Genomic DNA, 18,155 nt, shown 5'->3' with positions numbered 1-18,155 from the left:
GATCTTTATTGCTTCTGGTATATTTTATATACCATAGATCTAGGGTATATTAAGATCAAGTACGCACTGTTTGTAAACTAGGTTTATAAAAGGCAACTAATGAATAAAAACAATGAGTTATATGACGCAGCAAGTTGCTCAGAAAATCAGGAATGCCCGGTAACTAACGCTATGGATGTCATCGGGGGGAAATGGAAGGTGATTATTTTGTATCACCTGAGAGATAACACGCTGAGATTTGGCGAGCTCAGGAAGCGTATTCCTAAAATTACCCAGAAGATGCTGACACAGCAGCTACGTGAGCTGGAGTCCAATAATCTGGTTGAACGCAAAGTCTATGCTGAGGTACCGCCCAAAGTTGAATATACCAGCACCGACATCGCCGATGAGCTGAGACCGATAATGGATATGCTGTGTGACTGGAGCAAACGCAACCATGAACAGATAAATGCTGCAGAGTAGCGTCATATCGAATGAGGAAATGCACATTTTGGTATGCACGTTGATGTCATTTGAATCCGTAATCGAGGTAAAAAACGTCTCCAGTAAAACAGGTTAATTTGCGCATGTAATTTCCCCAAAAAATCAGAGAAATTACAACGCCGAAAAATCTATCTAACGGTAAGGTTAGGTTTTTTCCTTTTTGCTCTCGAAGCAAAAACTGTCAGCAAACCGGCGAGCACCATCATGGTAAAGGATGTCGATGCAGGCACCGCAGAGGGCGTTGCTGCACTGGCACTGGAACACGTTATTGCTGTGGGCGTTACGCCTTCAATGTCAGCGCCAGGCCAACCAGAAGCACCTGCACAATAATTGATTGTAGTTATTGGTGGGCTACCCGAAAATGCTGAGCCACCTATGGTGGGTCTATCGCCCTCGAACAGTGCTGTGCTTATCGCATTATGCTCAAATGCCTCACTACCAATCGTTGTCACACTTGCGGGAATGGTTACTGATGTTAAGTTATTATTGGCAAATGACTCGCCGCCAATGGTGATTAAGGTATTGGGAAATACCACCGATGTAATTCCATCCCCCCTTAATGAATTTGAACCAATGGTGGTTACGGGTGTTCCGGCATTATCGGCCGGAATAGTAAGAGCACCACCACAGCCAGTACAGTCTATTACCGTATCTCCTGCCCCGTTATAGACTAAAGTTTGAGCCGATGATTCGAAGGTTGCGAACAAGAAAAAAAACAGACCACATGGAATTAAGCGATAAAGCATTAGACTTATTCTCATTAAAGTTTTTCAGAAAAATACAACTACAAATTAATTATAATTAAATTATTTAGACTGTCTAACTTCACAGAAAAATGGTCAAAAACTTAACTTCACAGAAAACAATTTTGTTTATTTTTGTCCCGTAATGTTGCCAAAGCAAAAAATTCGACAACGTTAATGAAGGCAATCTTCAAAAAAATTAAATCCAAATGACGAACAACGATTTATATCTCACCCTACAAACGTCCCCAGATGAAAAACTCCTTACCATGAGGTTAAGTTATTTTTAATCCAACCCTGCACTTAAGGAGTCAGTTCCTATAAAAAAATTACGATATTTATAAAACAACTGAATAAAGCCTGAACCAAAAGACACTGAAAAATCTACATGAAAATTGCTTTTAAAAAGTAAAACCAGATGGAATGAGTTAGCTGAACGCTTCGTAATATTCACAATATAAGCACTCCTTTTCCACCAGTCTTCTCAGTACTTTTATAGACAACTGCGAAAAAACACACAGAAGCCATAGCTAACAAAAAAATGAGCCCAGACTGCAAACCAGGCTCTAAAGGTCAGTAAGACATTGCAGGTAAACCCTGAGAATTCAAACCCTGAATCATAGCGAACTCGCAATGGCATCCATGGCATTGAAGGCATCCACAAACATATCCATATTGACCTGCTCTTCTTGTGAGGAGAGTTTTACGATGACAATGTCCTTGCCTTGATCCATATAAATAATTTGGCCATGGATCCCAAGCGCCAACATCACCCCTTTGTCTTTATCTTTAACCCAAACCTGGTTTCGATAGTGGCTAAAACCAAACACAGAATACTCGCTATCCAAATAGCATTGGTTAGAACATGCGTCACCGGCCAATGTATCCTGCACCCAAGCGGCTGGAACAATTTGTTCGCCTGCCAATTGCCCCCTGTTCGTCATCATCATGCCGAAACAAGCGAGATCTCGAGTTGTCGCACTTAAACCCGCACCGACATACAAATGCCCGGCCGCATCACATACAACGTTAGCATCACAACTGGGATGTAACTTTGACCACAAATAGTCACTGAACAGATCTTCCAATGGAGCGTTCATGGCTCGTTCTAAAATCAGACCCAGTACATTTGTAGTGACAGTGCGATAGTGAAATTTCTCACCATTATCCTGATCCTTACCGGACAGGGACGCCGCATAGTCCAATAAGTTTTGGGGACCTTGAGGGGAAAGCAGATCCGGCCGCCAGCCGACGACGGCACTTTCTTTCCAAAAATCAGTGTGTCGATCTTCATAGTCTTCGTGATAGTATGCCCCCGCCGTCATATCCAGAAGGTTCCTGACCGTAGCGCCCTCCCAGGCATCATTGTCCAATTCAGGCAAGTAATCTTGAATCGCTGCCTCCGGATTCAAGACACCTTGTTCGATGGCAATGCCGCATAACATACCCACGTAAGACTTGGTGACCGAATTCACCAAATGGTGGCTATTGGGAGTCATATTATTTAGGTAGATCTCCGAAACAATAGCTCCGGATTTCACCACCAGAAACGAGTCGGTAAAACTGGAATCGATCATTTCAGCGACGGTGCCCGTGCCACCGGCATAGCGCTGGAACTCTATTGCGCTTAGATCTTGAAAATTCTCGGAGTATGCGAAAGCTTGCGCATTCAGGCGATTCAACCGAGCAGTTGGAAAAAAAGACTGCACCCGTTGAAAGCTGTAACGATTATGGGGTGCCTGGTTCCAATTCAGGCTGCACATTGCTCGGGTCATGTATTTGTCCTCAATAAAATTCGTTTAAGGTCGCGGCCATTGCCGGCGATAATCAAAAGTTGTATTCCGCACTAATCCCAAACGTGCGAGGCTCAGCGCGAATGGGGAGAAACAGCAGGAAGGCCGGCACATCATTGATGTACAACAGATAGTCTTCATCGCTCAGATTTTTACCCCACAAGCTGACAGACCATGATGCGTCTTCAGGCATCAGTGCAATGCTCGCGTCAATCGTGTGGTAGGCCTCAACCAAATGATCCGCCGAATTCTCAGGCTCCAGATAGCGCTCATCCTGCCACTGGGCGCTGACCAAGGTATCAATCAGCAAATCGTCTGTGAGCGAGAATTGATGGTTAATCAGCAGACTCGTAGACCATTCCGGGGTGTTAACCGGCGTGGTGCCCTGCAGGGGTATGCCATCCACCACACCATTGGATTCGGTGACTTCGGCATCGGTATATCCCAAGCCCCACTGAACCATCAGCGAATTGCTCAGCTGCCATTGCAGATCCACCTCCAGGCCCTGAGTTTCCAGTGTTCCCACATTACGGCGGCGCGGCACCACTTCGTTCGCTTGACTGAGATTATCCTGATAGTCGTCCACCTGCGTGTAGAACAACGCTGCGTTTACATTCATCGCGCCATCGAGCAAGGTTGTTTTGATGCCCAGGTCTGCTGCCAAAACATCTTCCGGCGCAAAAGTCAGAAGGGTATTACCCAATGCCAGACCACCAAAACTCATTTCAAAACCACCACTGCGAAAGCCGGTGGACAGTGAGCTGTAGAGCAACACATCTTCCGATGGGTAGTAATTCAGCCCTAGCTTCCAATTCAAATCTTCATCGCTTCTTTTTCCGTCCGCCGTAGCCACGAACTGACGATCGCCCTGGGAGACTCTTGAAAACGATTGAATTTGGGCGTCTGCTGCGGCCAGATATCCTTCACCGGAAATCTCGACCCGCTCTTCGGTATATCGCAGCCCGAATACCAGACTAAGTTGATCACTCAGTGCGTATTCATTATTGGTGAAGATAGCCCAGGAGCGCGTATCCACTTGATAGTCATCACCAAAGTAAGAGCCCAGGAAATCTCTGGAATCCACCAACTCAACTATTTCGGTGGTATCGTCTTCATAGTAAGCGCCTATTAAATAGGTGAGTTTGTCGGCTTCACCCGACAAACGAAGTTCCTGACTGAAACTGCTGAGCTTGCTGTTCCAATCGATATTGACGCTTCGAATGGGTGTGTTGTCACTGTCCTCGGTGTTCTCCCGCTCGAAATCTTTGTAGCTTGTAAGCGATGTTACATTGCCAATTTCCAGCTCATGATCGATACGCAACCTCACCCCCCATAGTTCACTATCGGTGCTTTGGCTATGATCAGCGTTAAACACACTGCGACTTTTGGGCTCTCGAATAACCCTGGAAGGATCAAGCTCGCCTGCCACATTGACCGCAAAGGGATGCGCGCCAGGCAGTGACTGAAACAAATTGTCGTAAGGTGTCAGGTCGCCTTCTTTACTGCCGTATTCCGCGGTAAACAACAGCTTGGTTTGCTCATCAGACCACTCCAGTATGCCACGCAATTGTTGTTGTTCCAGCTGACCGAGGCGCTTTTGATCATAGAGATTGAACCAGGGCCCTTCATCATCGGCATAATCTTTTATTTGCACCGCCAGTCGACCATTAAGCTGATCGCTCAGGGCACCGCTTATAAAGGCTTCGCTCTCCAAACGCTGGTAGCGTCCGTAACTGACCTTAACCGCGGCTTCCAATTCCTCCGTCGGGGTATGGCTATAGAAATTCACCGCACCGCCGGTGGTGTTACGTCCAAAAACCATACCTTGAGGCCCCTTTAGCGCTTCAACCCTGGCCACATCAAAAAAGCCCAAAGACGCGAGCACAGGTTTGAACAAAAAAGTTTCGTCGAGATGAATTCCAACAGGACTATCGAAAGCGGCTGAAAAGTCGTTCAAGCCAACCCCGCGTATTCGAAATGACGGGTTACCGGCTGCGTTGTCCATGGCGTTTAGATTGGGAACCATAGTCGCTAGACTGGTGACGTTATCCAAATCCAAACGATCGATATTTTCGCCCGCTATCGCAGATACACTTAAAGCAACGTCCTGTAAAGACTGTGATCGTTTCTGAGCTGTTACTACCACTTCTTCAAGTTGGGCAGCGCCTACTGACGCCGAGAAAACTGAAGCTACGGCAATCGATATGCAAAGACCTTGTTGAGAAAAACCACTCGGCTGACTCATCGGCTACATCCCCTTTATTCGTTATCGTTTTGATGTGTTTGCAAAATACTAGGATTCAGAGCTACTATGATAAATAGCTCGACCGAGCTATTTTCCGATTCTGGAGAAAAAGCTGAAAATATCGTAGAAAGACTTGTATAGCCCTATAAAACCACAATAATTACAGAGACTTAAGTGCTCGCGATGATCAACAAAGACACCACTTATCAAGTTGTTGAATTGGCCGATGCCCTACAGAAAGAGGAAAGCTTTGATAATTTTCTGGACATCGCCTTGACCCGATTAGAAAGAATCTTCAATGCCAGCAGCTCGGTCATCTTAAATTGGAGCGATTTCAAATGGGGCGGCAGAACCCTCTCCAAAGAGGATATGTTTTTTCACAATTACAACGTAAAGGGCGAATGGAACTACCCGGATCTTCACCATCAAGATCCGCTCTATGAATGGATTCAAACAGGCCACTGCCATAACGATTTAAATGCGATCCGGTTGAGTGATTTAATCAGCTTCAGGCAACTTAAACGAACGCGTTTTTACAGCGAACTGCTGAAAGAGATGGACTGCCGATATGTATTAACCATGGCGGTACACCATCAGGGGGAGATACTGGCCAGTATCAGCGTCACCCGTACCCAGGAAGAAATTGATTTTTCAAAATCCGATGTATTACTGGCTCAGTTAATCACTCCAATACTGGCCAATGCTTTAAGTCACATCTTGCTTAAAAATCAGAACGAGCAACAACTGGATATCTTTAATATATTAAATAAAAAACTTTCCGACCAAGCCATAATCATATTTTCAGACGATTTTAAAAGTGTTTATCGCAACGACAAGATGACACGACTGGGAAAGCAGTTGAGCAAGTATGGCAATAGCATCACTGAAATTTTTGAACGCTCTGCGAGAATTAGACGCAATGTGGAATTATTTAAATCTCACAGTAAAGCCAAACAGAAACGTCTGCCAAAGCTCATCAACGATGTCGCCGATATAAACGACAAGCTGAGCATCAACATTCAGTTAGAGTTTTCTATACAAAATGAAAAAGCTTACTTGCTGGTTTATATGGAGAGAAATCGAGAGTTGAACGATGCCAGCGACATTCAGGTGGAATACGACCTGAGCCCACGTGAACATCAAGTCTACCAACTGGCCATCAATGGCCTCGATAGCCGAGAAATGGGGCAGGAACTCGCGATTAGTCCTTGGAGTGTAAAAAATCACCTTAAGAATATTTACAAGAAAACCGGGGTGAACAGCCGTATTCAACTCACGCGGCTCATTCAGGACAAGCCGTAATCCTTACCACCTCTTCTATCTGTAGACTCTATTACTGATACCAAGACCACGCGATTTTTCGATTTTGGCTCAAGATACTAAACCTACCCGCTGAGCCTGCTTAGTTCCAGGCGCATATTGGGGTTTTCGTTAGGCTTTCTTTGGGTTTTCTGCCTAATCTTCATTGAATTTTCACTAGCGATAGCTATTATTTCAGGAGAAAACCCGTCGTACCGATCAAACCAGCTCTATCGCCCAACGATAGTGCAAGGAAGCAGTAATGGAAGATATTCGTTTTGTGCCAAACAACCACGGTGCAATACTAAGCTTAAACAAACATCGTAAACGCTTGCTTTATACTATAAACCTCATCTGTATTATCGCGATTGTTCCCTTTGCCATCCTATCTCTTATTCACAGTTATATTTGGCTGGGCGTCTGCTTGCTGGCCTTTGTCGCAACACTTGTGATCAATACAATCTGTGTTATCCAGCGAGGGCGGGAATATTTTCACCACGTCATTGTTATGAGCTTTTTGATTGCCGCGCTTACTCTCGCGGTACATCACCGAGGCGTAGGCGCTGTTTTCTGGGTTTTTCCTGTCGTGGCGACGTCGATCTTTGTATTACCGATGCGAGCGGCTCTGTTTTTTTCGGTAACACTGACAGCTTCGGTTTCCATTTTAATGTTCATGGAAATGACACATACAGTCGCAATCAGGGCTTCTCTGTCACTGGTCATTACCATTGCCATTAATTATGTTGTGGTGAACATTATTCAGGAGTTGCAACAAAAGCTACGCAGGAGCTCAGAGGAAGATCCTCTGACCGGCCTATCCAACCGCCGGCAGCTGGATAATGAAATCATGGCCGTTTTAGACACTTATACCCGGGATGGCCACTCTGCGGTTATTTTACTGATTGATATCGATCGATTCAAAACGATCAATGATAGCTTTGGTCACGATGTTGGCGACAGAATCATTCAATCGGTCGCCAACGCCATTAAGGACAACACCCGTAAATCCGACGCTGTTTTCAGGCTCGGAGGTGATGAGTTTCTGGTCTTGCTCAATGGCATTGACTGGTCTGAGGGCAGCGTTATAGCCGAGACCATCCGGAGTAAAATCGAAAAGTTATCGGAACCGGAGGCCTTTCCGGTTTCTGCCAGCATTGGCGCGAGCGTCGTTTATGACGGAGCGGATAAATCCGCCTGGATAAAACAGGCGGATGCCGCCATGTATCAAGCAAAAATAAACGGGCGTAACTGTGTCCATATTTATCAAGACACCTAAAATTGCTGTAGCCTGCAGTTACTGCCCAAAATGTTAGGACAGGCCGTCGATTCTGATTAAATTCTGACTAAAGAGACATCACAACGGGCATTGTTTGCCACACCCGTGGCGGTAGACCCAATTAGAGAGTGAATGCCTTTCTTGGAGTGAGTCCCAAGAATGATCAAATCGGCATGCTTCTTATCGGCGACATCACAAATGACCTCATAGGGCTTGCCAACTCTTTGAACACTGTTCTTTTTTGATACATCAAACTCAGCCAGTATCTTGCTAAACTTAGGCTCCGCTTTTTCTTTCAACTCTTTTTGATAGTCCTTTGGGAGCAGTGAATACGGCAATACATTGACAACGACCAGCTTACTGCCGAAGCTGCTTGCTATCTCTTGTGCCTTTGACAGCACGGCCTTTCCTTCCTGACCAATTTCAATCGCGCAGACAATCGTTTTATACATCTTATCTCCTCCATCGTTTAATCAACCGTATAAGATATATACACCATACAAAGCTGAGCACTCTTTGTGCCAAATCAAGATATTGACGAAAACGCCGGGAATCGGCTTTATGCCTATCTGGAATGCGCCCTTTGCTTTAAACAAATGATGAGCAGTGCTCATCAGACAATGAAATCATGTCATTTTGTTCATCCATAGGACTTCTTTAGAATTCATACATTGATAAGCCCAAGCAGGAAGGTATTGGCCACACAATGCTGACTCCCTTCGTGTAAAACCGGGCAATAATAAATTTAGCCCCGAGTATTCCGCTCGTATTTTTAAACCGCTAACCATAGAAGTCGCATTCATGAATATCACCGAGTTTTTGATCAACAATCTCCCCACCCTGCTGGCATTACTGGCTACGGGGGTATTCGCCGGAATCCTGGCGGGTTTATTGGGTGTTGGGGGCGGTATCGTTATCGTGCCCGTCTTGTTTTTCCTGTTTCAAGGCTTTGGCGTCTCAGCGGAATCGGCCATGTTGATTGCAACGGCGACCTCACTCGCCACGATTGTTCCAACATCCATCAGTTCGATACGCTCCCACAATTTGAAAGGCAATGTGGATGTTGAACTTCTCAAGCGCTGGGCCGTGTTTATTCTTATTGGCGTCCTGGTGGGCGCCTGGTTGGTCACTCACGTAGAAGGCACATTGCTGACCATGTTGTTTGGCGTGATCGCTATTTTGTCCGCGCTGAACATGTTGTTCAGGACCGGCAAATCCGCACTTTTTAAGCAGCTGCCCAATAAAGCTGGACAATCGGTGATGGGCACATCTATCGGTTTCTTCAGCTCTATGGTGGGTATCGGCGGCGGTACCCTCTCTGTACCCTTACTCACCCTGTACAACTACCCTGCCCACAAGGCCGTTGGCACAGCAGCGGCAATAGGCCTGATTATTTCATTGCCCGGTGCATTGACGATGATGATCGCAGGCACAACGCCAGCCGATGCACCAGCCGGAACACTGGGCCTGGTCAATGTTGTCAGCTTTGTCTGCATTGTGCCATTAACCGTATTGTTCGCTCCCGTTGGGGCATCACTCGCCTCAAAACTGGATGCTGCAATGCTGAAAAAGGTATTTGCGTTTGTTTTGTTTTTGACGGGTGCACGCATGCTGGCGCAGCTTTTCTTTGGAGGGTAATCCGAAACCCCACCCTTCAAAGCACATAACGATTGATAGGAAATAAGCTTACTGTTCCCGGATTGGGCGTCTGATTTGGGAATACCGGAACGAAGAGAAACAGCCCCCCCTTAAACAGCGACGTTGGCACACACGCTGCCAGAGAAGGTAAGCCTGTACATTCAAATAGGATTAAGCAGCTGAGGATAAAAGTTCTCTTCGAACAATCTCTGCACCTGCGCTCAGCGCTTGGAGCTTGCCGCGGGCTACGGTGCGAGATAACGGCGCCATACCGCAGTTGGTGCAGGGGTAGAGCTTATCAGCATCGACAAACTTGAGTGCTTTTCGCAAGGTATTGGCAACGTCCTCTGGAGTTTCAATCGTATCCGTTGCCACATCGATAGCGCCCACCATGACTTTTTTGCCCCGAATAAGCTCCAGCAATTCGATGGGCACGCGGGAGTTTTGGCATTCTAAAGAAATAATATCGATATTGGATTGCTGCAGTTTGGGAAAGACTTCTTCATATTGACGCCACTCTGAACCCAGAGTCTTTTTCCAATCCGTATTGGCTTTGATGCCGTAGCCATAGCAAATGTGCACTGCCGTTTCACACTTAAGCCCTTCGATGGCTCTTTCCAGACAAGCAATACCCCAGTCATTCACCTCATCGAAGAAAACATTAAATGCCGGTTCGTCAAATTGAATAATATCAACACCCGCCGCCTCCAGTTCTCTGGCTTCCTGATTGAGAATTTTAGCGAACTCCCAAGCCAGTTTTTCACGGCTTTTGTAATGATCATCATACAGAGTATCAATCATGGTCATTGGACCGGGTAGGGCCCACTTAATCACTTGATCGGTTTGCTGACGTAAAAACTTTGCGTCTTCAACAAAAACCGGTTTTGGCCGGCTCACTTTATCAACAACGGTGGGAACACTTGCGTCATAGCGATCTCGAATTTTAACCGTTTTACGATGTTCAAAATCAACACCGCTCAGGTGTTCGATAAACGTCGTCACAAAATGCTGTCGTGTTTGCTCGCCATCACTCACAATATCGATACCGGACTGCTGTTGCTCCTGCAGAGATACACGAAGCGCATCCTGCTTGCCCTCAAGCAGCTCTTTGTCTTGCAACTTCCAGGGCGACCACAATGTTTCAGGTTGTGCCAGCCAGGAAGGTTTTGGCAGGCTACCCGCCGTTGAAGTGGGTAATAGTATTTTCATAATAGATTCTGTCTTCGTTTAGGCTGACTTCAGGTCATAATTGGCTGACCACTGTTCAAGTACATTTTGATAGGGCTTGATAAAATGCTCTTCCGCAAACCGGCCTTGTTCAATGGCTAACCTGCTGCGCTCTTCACGATCATAAACAATCTGAGTTAACGAATGATCCAGATTCTTCAAGCTGGGTTGATAGCGCTTTCCTGCCGTGGCATTGGCATTGTAAATCTCCGGGCGATAGATTTTTTGAAAGGTCTCCATCGTACTTATAGTGCTGATTAACTCGAGGTTGCTGTAGTCGCTCAGCAGATCCCCAAAGAAATAAAACGAAAGCGGCGCAACGCTGTTAGGCGGCATGAAATAACGAACCTGCAAACCCATTTTCTTGAAGTACTGCTCGGTCAGAGAGGATTCATTGGGTAGATATTCAACACCCAGCACAGGATGCTGGTTTTCCGTTTTATGGTAAGTTTTATTGTCAGAGACACTGAGGCATATAACCGGAGGCTTATTGAAATGCTGTTGATAGGTGTCTGAATTCACAAAATACTTGAAGAGCTTGCCATGAAGATCACCAAAGTTTTCAGGAATCGTGAATTTGGGCTTACCCTCATTGTGGTTCAACAGTAAAACGCTGAAATCATAGTCTCGCACATAGGAAGAAAAGTTATTCCCCACAATGCCTTCCGTTTGTTTTCCGGTTTTGTGATCAACGATAACGGTTTTCAGTATTTCAATGGACGGAAAGGCCTGTCGACTGTTCGCCACATCCATTTCGACAGAAATGATTTCCAATTTCACAGAGTACCGATCCCCATTGGGGTTGTCCCAATGGGCCAGAGCATTAAAGCTGTTGTCGATCATCTTTAAGGCATTGCGCAGATTTTCCCGGCGGCTCTCCCCTCTCGCCAGATTGGCAAAATTGGTAGTAATGCGTGTACTGTCAGATGGGTGGTAATTCTCATCGAAGCAAATGCTCTTGATGGAAAAGGTAAAGTCGTTATTCATCGTGATTAATGCCTTATTTCTACGATAAAACCTGTGTTTGCTGCCCTGCCATCAAACTGCCCTTAGCCAGGACGTTGTTTGAGACAGGACAGGTAAATTGCCTGAAAGCATGAGATGAATGCACTTTACCCACACCATTACATGAATAAAATCAATTTTATCTCATTAATTAATGATTTAAATTCATGATTTGTATTGATCGGGCCTTAATACAACACCTAGCCCCCTTGTATCTGGCATGGTGCAGCTCAGCCAATGCTGAAATGGATTTGCGGCACCGTGAACTGGAGTGTGTATTCACTTGGCCGTCATACGATTAAGCTGTATATCAACGGAAACATCGCCAGTGAACATGATTTTGATATCGCCGGTTTTGGACAAGAGTTTGCAAAAGGAATTTCAGGTTCATTTACCTTGACAGATTTTCCTGAGACAGGGGAAAGCACAGTAGTCGAATGGTCGGAAGCCCTGCAGAACTTTGGTATTGTTGAACGCAATTAGCGACACAAAGCTTGCCGGACTCTCTTACTTATGAGGAAAGAGTGTCCAGGCTCGGCCATTTAGCATTACATTGAGATATTCGAACAAGCTATACCATTTCGATCAACTGAATGAGATTTCCGCAGGTATCGTTGAGAACGGCCATCCTGACGCTACCGGCATCCATCGGCTCTTGTGTAAACATAACGCCAGCCTCATTCAATCGCTTAAACTCGGAATCCAGATCATCGACCTGAAAAGACGCGAAAGGTATACCGTCCTCAAGCAACGCCTGCTTGAAAGGCGGGACAGCGGTATGAGCACTCGGCTCCAGCAATAACTCGGTACCCTTGGGATCGCTTTTTGACACAACCGTAAGCCAGCGATACTCACCCAGGGGAATATCCTGCTTTTTTTCAAAGCCAAGGGTTTCGGTATAGAAGTTGAGTGCTTTTTCCTGATCATCAACAAAAACACTCGTTACATAGATTTTCATGGTCAGTCTCCAAAGGTTGATAGCCAGCCAGAGGACAAGCTTGAAAGGCGGGATTTGTTCAGGGTATGAAGCTTGGTTGTCCCCTTCCATTCTATGGTGATGATTCCCGCCGATTCGAGCACTGCAAGGTGTCGGGAAAGCGCCTGTCGACTCGAAGATATCCCGTGCACAGCGGAAACGCGGCTGCATATTTCAAACAGTGATTGCTTATCGCGAATCATCAGTTCGTCAATTATGCGCCGCCTGCTGGCATCGCCAAGCGCCTTGAACAGGTTACTCAGCTCTGTTTCTTCACTGGATTTAATCACCCCACCATAATGCAACAACCTTGTTGCATTAGCAAGCCTGCCGAATACGATTTGCGTTCAAGCAGCCTGTGATGAACCTTCCAGTTACACCTCACCCTGCATGGCTTTTAAGCTTTTCAAAAGAAGCTTGGCGGCTGAGATGCCGCAAATTGAAGCGATCAAGAACTGCGTGATACAGCGGTTTTTCAACCCAACGATAGTACAGACTGGCAAAACCAATACAAAATAACAATAAGCTGGCAAAGGCTACATTGACCCAGAACGGCCCGGTTTCTTCAAGCTGCTTTCTCATTCCTGAAAACTCAAAAAGCCATATCCACAGCAGATGGCTCAAGTAGAGGGCGTAAGACGAATCACCTAAATGCACCAACCATTTTTTTGAACTTAGCGATGACTCCAACAAGACCACAAATGTCACTAATGCCGCCGAACCAAAACCAAAGGTAATCACCCGCGGCAACCCATCCTTGGCATCAAAATGAATACCCAGGTACACGCTGGCGCAGGTAACTATGACTAAAGCAAGGAGTAAGACGCTATATTTCGAAGGCTCGGCTCTTGTCGCGTAGAAAATGCATGCGCCCACACAAAACTCCAAAACCAGCGGAGATAAAAAAACACTATCCACAATACTCATAGAAGCACTGGCGTTACTCCAGAGAACAATCAACAAATACACAAAGAAAAAGGCCACCAGAAATTTATTTCTCAGCAACAAATAGAATGACGCCAGAAAATAAAAATAAAGTTCGTAAGTAAGACTCCAGGACACAGGCAAGGCCAGCTCCGGCATATTGACTTGCGTTAAAAATATTGAACCTGTTAAGTCAATGCGGCTGAGTTTATCTGGAAGATAGATAACCATTAAAACAAGAGTAAAGATTAAAAAGGGCCAATACCCTAGGAAAATACGAAACGCCCTTCGGGATAAAAACTGAGCCCACCCCAAGCGTTCATTTCGATATAAAGTGCCTGCAATGACAAAACCACTGATGACAAAAAACACATCGACACCAATGAACCCCCACTCACCCAACCACATTACCAGAGGGGAATTACCGCCGACATACGTATAGTGGGGTAAAACATGATGCAACACCACAATGAGCGCAGCGAAAAAACGAAGAGATTGCAAATTGGAAAATTTCAAATTTGGCACACCCGTTAATTTATTGATTTTATGGGAACCGCATTACCTCTCTATCTACCACTGGCTAAAATGGTATTTTAATAATGCCTTCAGGAAAAGGGGGGGATGTTGTGATATCTGACAAACGATGAGTTAGCGAGCGTCACCGGAACGATTACAAGCGATGTTGACACTTAAACCCTCTTTATTCCGGATTGACAGACCAATCAGGCCCACAATTTTTCCTCAACAAACAATACTTCAACACCCTTGCCAAACAACACCACCCATACTTCAACTCGAACCGGGCGGCAGGCATTGACTCTTAACTAAAGACAGGAAGACACTTCGAGGGTAGAATTGAAAGGGATAACATTAAGAACGAAAGCCACCAACAGGCCAAAGTGTACGCTACGAAAAAATACCCACTGTTAGCGTTATTCAGGAACAATTAGATGAACCGAATGGGCCCTGCATCCGTACTGATCGCCAATATACTTTGCGCGATGTGTATTGGCCTGTCTTTGTATTTTACCTATTTATTTTATACCGATAGAGACTGCCCTTTGCGGTTTGTCGCGGGGATTTTGGTGGCAAACTGCTTTACCTTTGGATTGCTTCCCGGGTTTTATTCATTTGTTGCAGCAATCCTGCTACGGAAACAACTGAGTAGAATTTTGCTTTGTGTATCGCTGGCCTCACTTCCCACACTGTTCCTCAGCTTTGGCTTATACACGCTTGCCGAAGCAGAACTGGGGCTCATCGGTTAGCAAACCGTTAACTTCATTGGCGCATTCATTGTGTGGCGTTACATAGATGTGGAAGATCGCCGTTCCAATTTCGCATTCCGATCGATCTTTTTATCAACCCCTTTCATTGCGGCCATCACAGATCGTCCGACAATCCATCGAAATGGCTCCGGCGGTACGCGCAGTGCTTTTCGGTTCACCAGGATCTGCGCCTCTTCCAGATCTTCTCCGCACATAAGCTTTGCAATAACATTGCCCGCATTACTTGCCATGGCTATACCGTGGCCGGAATAGCCGACGCCGTAATAAATATTGTTGTGTTTGCTCAGTGTGCCAATACTCGGTACGCCATCAGATGAGATCGCCACGCGGCCTGTCCAACCAACGTCAATATTGACATCGCTCAGCTCGGGTAAGCGATCTCGAAACACCGTATTCAATGTTGAAAATGTCAATGAATCATTCGGGGTTGGGTGAGAGGTTCCAAATCCCAGACGGGCAGATTTTGAGCCGATAAGAATTCGATTGTCAGCTGTTAAGCGGATGTTTTCCAGTGCCATATGGGCTGTGGTTATGCCTTCTCCACCCTGCCAATCGAGGCGAGCCCGCTGCTCAACCGTCAGAGGATCGCTCACAAATACAGATACCGACATAGGAATTATCTTGTGTTTGAGAAAGCCCAGCTCTCCTGAATATGCATTTGTCGCCAATACCGCTTTATCACAAAAAACATTACCCCTATCGCTAACGATGGTGACTTTCTTACCAGGAATAATCTGTTCAACTTCGCTATTCTCATAAATAACGACACCCTTGGCCAAAGCGATGTCCGTTAAACATCGAGCATATTTTACTGGATTGATAACGCCCCCTTTTTTCCAATGGGCCGCTTTGACCACACATTCCGGTATACCCTTCTTCTGCAAGGCATTTTGATCCAGAAGTTCATTCTCTATGCCCATCTTCTCAAACAAAGCGGCGTATTTTTCAATCTTACTGTTTTCCTCGCCACGACTTACGGCCGCCATGATATTGCCACACTGATTGTAGTCACAGTCGGCGCCACTTTGCGCGATCATGTGCTCTACATTATCAACCGCATCATTCACAACTCGAGACAATTGCCGAGTTCTTTCTTCACCGAAGTTCTTATAGGTGAGCAGAGGAAGCATGCCCAATGAACACCCCACATGACCACTGTTGCGCCCGCTGGCGCCTGAGCCAGCCCTGCCTTTTTCAATAATCGCAACACGGACGTTTCGCTCTCGGAGGGCAATCGCTGTGGACAGGCCGGTAAATCCACCCCCAATGATCGCCACATCGTAGTGCTGATCACCCTCCAGCGAAGGAAGAAAGGGCAGTTGTGGCTCGATACTGTCGAACCAAAAACTGGTAGCGCTGAAAGATTTGATGTTTGAGTTACTCATGATATTCACCGATAGACATTCCAGATCGTGCTCATTCTGTCTTGTGCAGATTTGCTGCCCTTACCAAGGCTTTCTCAACGCTCTATGGTTTCTACACTTTTGCTATTGAGGTACAGGGATTCAAGATCCATATAGCTGTGCTTTTCTTTTACCAAACCATCTTCAAATATCAGCTCATCGATCATATCCAGAGAAAAGGTTTGGCCAGTTGGAATAAACCGCCTGTTGCCGATGACATAGGGTTGTGTTGGCGTAGCTGAAAGAGAAAAGCGGATCGTTGCAGAATCGCTCCCAAAGGAGATGTGCTGCAAAGTAGAGTTATAGTCGGGAAAGAGTTCAAAAATCGTTTTAAACGCTGTCCGAATCTCGTCCTTACCTTTTGCTACCGGCTCATTTGTGATGTGCAACTGGTAAATGGAATCTTCATGGTGGAGGGCAAGAATCTTATCAACATCCAACTCATCCCAAGCTTCACCGTATGCCTTGGCACTCGGGCCAACCGACATTTTATTAAGGAATTCACAGCCTGATAACACCAGGAAAATTGAAATCATGAGTGAAAGTTGAACGTATTTTTTCATCGCTTTATCTCCCCTGTCCGAGTTACGAAGCTTTGTCGAAACGCCCGGAATCGATACCAGCAACAACCAGGCACCCTGCACAAACAAACTGATCACAAAATCATCTTTTTACATACCAATGGTATGTGAGATTCCTAAAGCATGTCAAATGCAAGTATTTTTAAAGCATTACCCATAGCCATCATGACAACTCGACCATTCGTAACTTATTGATTATTATTAACTTTTAGTAGAATGAGCCTAGAGCCGCCTGTAATCGCCAAACATTGATAACAGGTGATTCAAGTTAAAATGGCAGGCTTCTGAAAGCTTGATAGACTTGTATCTTGTATACTGAAGAACATTGAAAACACTGAATTGCCAGATAAGGCATTTGCTTTTGCCACCAGGATTGACTAAATGACGCTGAAGTCCAGAAGAGATGAAAATGCTGAAGCCACCCGAGAAGAGCTGATTGAAAAAGCCGGCCTCCTGTTTGGAAAACAAGGTTTCAGTAAAACATCCCTGGGAAAAATCGCCGAGGACGCCCGTGTCACTAAAGGCGCTATCTACCACCACTTTAAAAATAAAGAAGACATCTTTGCAGCCTGCTACAGCAAGCAAGCCAGCCAGGTCTCCGCTCATGTTGAGAAGGTCTCGCTCACCGACGACCCCTGGCTGGACATGATCAATCAAAGTAAGGCTTTTCTGGAAACCTCAAAAACCACAAGGATTCCCATTCAAGAAGCCATCACGGTACTCGGCTGGGAAAAATGGCGTAAGCTGGATGAAGAACACACCTTAAAACCCCTGATCGAAGGCGTCACGCGATTGATCGACCATGGCCTGCTCAAGCCTTATAAAGCCGACTTATTGGCAGATGCAATTTTCGGGGTTTTGATTCATTCGATGATGAGTCTGGTTGGCGCTCGGGACAGAAAAGCCAAACGCGAAGAACTCCTGCTGTTGCTTGAAGATTTTATTTCCGGAGCCCTGACCGAAGACGCGAAAAAACGACTCGGTAAATAAATGGATTGGGGGGGCGTCTAAACCATTAACAGCCCTTTATCGCTGTCCCTGTTCAGTACGGTTCAGATTCAGCGTGATTCCAATTCAGAAGACCTTTAAACCTGTACGCCAATTTCTATAATCAGCCTTCTCCCTCTTCTTCCGTACCCCAAACATCACGTGCCCCACAGTAATGCGCATTCTCTAAATACGCGCCTAATGACCGCTTGTCTCAAATCAGTATAGGCAATGTCATTCATTTTCGAAGATTGAGACATTCGCTATTGACATACCTCCAGATAGAAAC

At 45.7% G+C, this 18,155-nt stretch carries 17 protein-coding genes; 6 read left to right on the top strand and 11 right to left on the bottom strand.

Translation table 11 applies throughout. From position 1 onward, the window contains the following. The first annotated feature begins 99 nt into the window (after window positions 1-99). Window positions 100-462: a winged helix-turn-helix transcriptional regulator gene (locus tag G8768_RS07840; RefSeq protein WP_208020091.1), complete on the top strand. Its 363-nt coding sequence runs from the start codon at window positions 100-102 to the stop codon at window positions 460-462. A 149-nt stretch (window positions 463-611) separates the two neighbouring features. On the opposite strand, the gene G8768_RS07835 is transcribed toward G8768_RS07840, so the two are convergent. From G8768_RS07835 to G8768_RS07825, 3 genes are all read right to left on the bottom strand, one after another. Further along, window positions 612-1,229 (bottom strand): leucine-rich repeat domain-containing protein, encoded by a 618-nt coding sequence (locus G8768_RS07835; RefSeq protein WP_166848878.1) that lies wholly within the window; start codon window positions 1,227-1,229, stop codon window positions 612-614. A 614-nt stretch (window positions 1,230-1,843) separates the two neighbouring features. Further along, window positions 1,844-3,001, bottom strand: a complete 1,158-nt coding sequence (locus G8768_RS07830; RefSeq protein ID WP_166848881.1) for a serine hydrolase domain-containing protein — start codon at window positions 2,999-3,001, stop codon at window positions 1,844-1,846. A 52-nt stretch (window positions 3,002-3,053) separates the two neighbouring features. Then, entirely contained in the window at window positions 3,054-5,264 is a 2,211-nt protein-coding gene (locus tag G8768_RS07825; protein ID WP_166848884.1) for a TonB-dependent receptor, read from the bottom strand. A gap of 183 nt (window positions 5,265-5,447) precedes the next feature. Between G8768_RS07825 and G8768_RS07820 the strand changes: the two genes are divergently transcribed. Both G8768_RS07820 and G8768_RS07815 read left to right on the top strand, forming a co-directional pair. Next, window positions 5,448-6,566 (top strand): helix-turn-helix transcriptional regulator, encoded by a 1,119-nt coding sequence (locus tag G8768_RS07820; protein WP_166848887.1) that lies wholly within the window; start codon window positions 5,448-5,450, stop codon window positions 6,564-6,566. Window positions 6,567-6,825: 259 nt separating this feature from the next. Next, window positions 6,826-7,839, top strand: coding sequence for a GGDEF domain-containing protein (locus G8768_RS07815; RefSeq protein ID WP_166848889.1), 1,014 nt, complete (start codon window positions 6,826-6,828; stop codon window positions 7,837-7,839). Between the two features lie 56 nt (window positions 7,840-7,895). Here the strand turns inward: G8768_RS07815 and G8768_RS07810 are convergent, their stop codons facing one another. Then, on the bottom strand, window positions 7,896-8,291 hold the full coding sequence (locus G8768_RS07810; RefSeq protein WP_166848892.1) for a universal stress protein: 396 nt from the start codon (window positions 8,289-8,291) through the stop codon (window positions 7,896-7,898). A 349-nt stretch (window positions 8,292-8,640) separates the two neighbouring features. On the opposite strand from G8768_RS07810, the gene G8768_RS07805 reads away from it, so the two are divergent. Next, window positions 8,641-9,477 carry a sulfite exporter TauE/SafE family protein gene (locus G8768_RS07805; RefSeq protein WP_166848895.1) on the top strand — a complete coding sequence of 279 codons (837 nt, stop codon included), beginning with the start codon at window positions 8,641-8,643 and terminating at the stop codon, window positions 9,475-9,477. 171 nt (window positions 9,478-9,648) lie between these two features. Here G8768_RS07805 and G8768_RS07800 read toward each other — a convergent pair whose 3' ends face one another. Continuing rightward, the gene (locus G8768_RS07800; protein WP_166848898.1) at window positions 9,649-10,686 is read right to left on the bottom strand and encodes a methionine synthase; all 1,038 of its coding nucleotides are present in this window, start codon (window positions 10,684-10,686) and stop codon (window positions 9,649-9,651) included. Between the two features lie 18 nt (window positions 10,687-10,704). Continuing rightward, window positions 10,705-11,691, bottom strand: coding sequence for a DUF1852 domain-containing protein (locus tag G8768_RS07795; protein ID WP_166848901.1), 987 nt, complete (start codon window positions 11,689-11,691; stop codon window positions 10,705-10,707). A gap of 255 nt (window positions 11,692-11,946) precedes the next feature. Between G8768_RS07795 and G8768_RS07790 the strand changes: the two genes are divergently transcribed. Then, window positions 11,947-12,192: a hypothetical protein gene (locus tag G8768_RS07790; protein ID WP_166848904.1), complete on the top strand. Its 246-nt coding sequence runs from the start codon at window positions 11,947-11,949 to the stop codon at window positions 12,190-12,192. A gap of 88 nt (window positions 12,193-12,280) precedes the next feature. On the opposite strand, the gene G8768_RS07785 is transcribed toward G8768_RS07790, so the two are convergent. From G8768_RS07785 to G8768_RS07765, 5 genes are all read right to left on the bottom strand, one after another. Continuing rightward, a complete protein-coding gene (locus G8768_RS07785) occupies window positions 12,281-12,667 on the bottom strand; it encodes a VOC family protein (RefSeq protein ID WP_166848907.1) in 387 nt (128 codons plus the stop codon). 2 nt (window positions 12,668-12,669) lie between these two features. After that, complete coding sequence (locus tag G8768_RS21340) at window positions 12,670-12,975, bottom strand: helix-turn-helix domain-containing protein (protein WP_208020090.1); 306 nt, start codon at window positions 12,973-12,975, stop codon at window positions 12,670-12,672. Window positions 12,976-13,066: 91 nt separating this feature from the next. After that, on the bottom strand, window positions 13,067-14,125 hold the full coding sequence (locus G8768_RS07775) for an acyltransferase family protein (RefSeq protein ID WP_166848910.1): 1,059 nt from the start codon (window positions 14,123-14,125) through the stop codon (window positions 13,067-13,069). Between the two features lie 787 nt (window positions 14,126-14,912). After that, window positions 14,913-16,280, bottom strand: a complete 1,368-nt coding sequence (locus G8768_RS07770; RefSeq protein WP_166848913.1) for an NAD(P)/FAD-dependent oxidoreductase — start codon at window positions 16,278-16,280, stop codon at window positions 14,913-14,915. Between the two features lie 74 nt (window positions 16,281-16,354). Further along, complete coding sequence (locus G8768_RS07765) at window positions 16,355-16,957, bottom strand: nuclear transport factor 2 family protein (protein ID WP_166848915.1); 603 nt, start codon at window positions 16,955-16,957, stop codon at window positions 16,355-16,357. Between the two features lie 303 nt (window positions 16,958-17,260). On the opposite strand from G8768_RS07765, the gene G8768_RS07760 reads away from it, so the two are divergent. Then, window positions 17,261-17,869 (top strand): TetR/AcrR family transcriptional regulator, encoded by a 609-nt coding sequence (locus G8768_RS07760; RefSeq protein ID WP_166848919.1) that lies wholly within the window; start codon window positions 17,261-17,263, stop codon window positions 17,867-17,869. Window positions 17,870-18,155 lie beyond the last annotated feature (286 nt).

The sequence above is a fragment of the Pseudoteredinibacter isoporae genome (assembly GCF_011602085.1).
GTDB classification, from domain to species: Bacteria; Pseudomonadota; Gammaproteobacteria; order Pseudomonadales; family Cellvibrionaceae; genus Pseudoteredinibacter; species Pseudoteredinibacter isoporae.
The sequence above is the reverse complement of the archived record's forward strand: the minus strand, read 5'-3'. Positions and strand labels throughout refer to the sequence as shown.

What these genes read in the sequence shown, in the direction of transcription:
- G8768_RS07800 (WP_166848898.1), bottom strand. Translation starts at nt 10,686, where the DNA reads ATGAAAATACTATTACCCACTTCAACGGCGGGTAGCCTGCCAAAACCT.
- G8768_RS07840 (WP_208020091.1), top strand. Translation starts at nt 100, where the DNA reads ATGAATAAAAACAATGAGTTATATGACGCAGCAAGTTGCTCAGAAAAT.
- G8768_RS07770 (WP_166848913.1), bottom strand. Translation starts at nt 16,280, where the DNA reads ATGAGTAACTCAAACATCAAATCTTTCAGCGCTACCAGTTTTTGGTTC.
- G8768_RS07835 (WP_166848878.1), bottom strand. Translation starts at nt 1,229, where the DNA reads ATGCTTTATCGCTTAATTCCATGTGGTCTGTTTTTTTTCTTGTTCGCA.
- G8768_RS07825 (WP_166848884.1), bottom strand. Translation starts at nt 5,264, where the DNA reads ATGAGTCAGCCGAGTGGTTTTTCTCAACAAGGTCTTTGCATATCGATT.
- G8768_RS07820 (WP_166848887.1), top strand. Translation starts at nt 5,448, where the DNA reads ATGATCAACAAAGACACCACTTATCAAGTTGTTGAATTGGCCGATGCC.
- G8768_RS07810 (WP_166848892.1), bottom strand. Translation starts at nt 8,291, where the DNA reads ATGTATAAAACGATTGTCTGCGCGATTGAAATTGGTCAGGAAGGAAAG.
- G8768_RS07790 (WP_166848904.1), top strand. Translation starts at nt 11,947, where the DNA reads ATGCTGAAATGGATTTGCGGCACCGTGAACTGGAGTGTGTATTCACTT.
- G8768_RS07805 (WP_166848895.1), top strand. Translation starts at nt 8,641, where the DNA reads ATGAATATCACCGAGTTTTTGATCAACAATCTCCCCACCCTGCTGGCA.
- G8768_RS07795 (WP_166848901.1), bottom strand. Translation starts at nt 11,691, where the DNA reads ATGAATAACGACTTTACCTTTTCCATCAAGAGCATTTGCTTCGATGAG.
- G8768_RS07830 (WP_166848881.1), bottom strand. Translation starts at nt 3,001, where the DNA reads ATGACCCGAGCAATGTGCAGCCTGAATTGGAACCAGGCACCCCATAAT.
- G8768_RS07815 (WP_166848889.1), top strand. Translation starts at nt 6,826, where the DNA reads ATGGAAGATATTCGTTTTGTGCCAAACAACCACGGTGCAATACTAAGC.
- G8768_RS07785 (WP_166848907.1), bottom strand. Translation starts at nt 12,667, where the DNA reads ATGAAAATCTATGTAACGAGTGTTTTTGTTGATGATCAGGAAAAAGCA.
- G8768_RS07760 (WP_166848919.1), top strand. Translation starts at nt 17,261, where the DNA reads ATGACGCTGAAGTCCAGAAGAGATGAAAATGCTGAAGCCACCCGAGAA.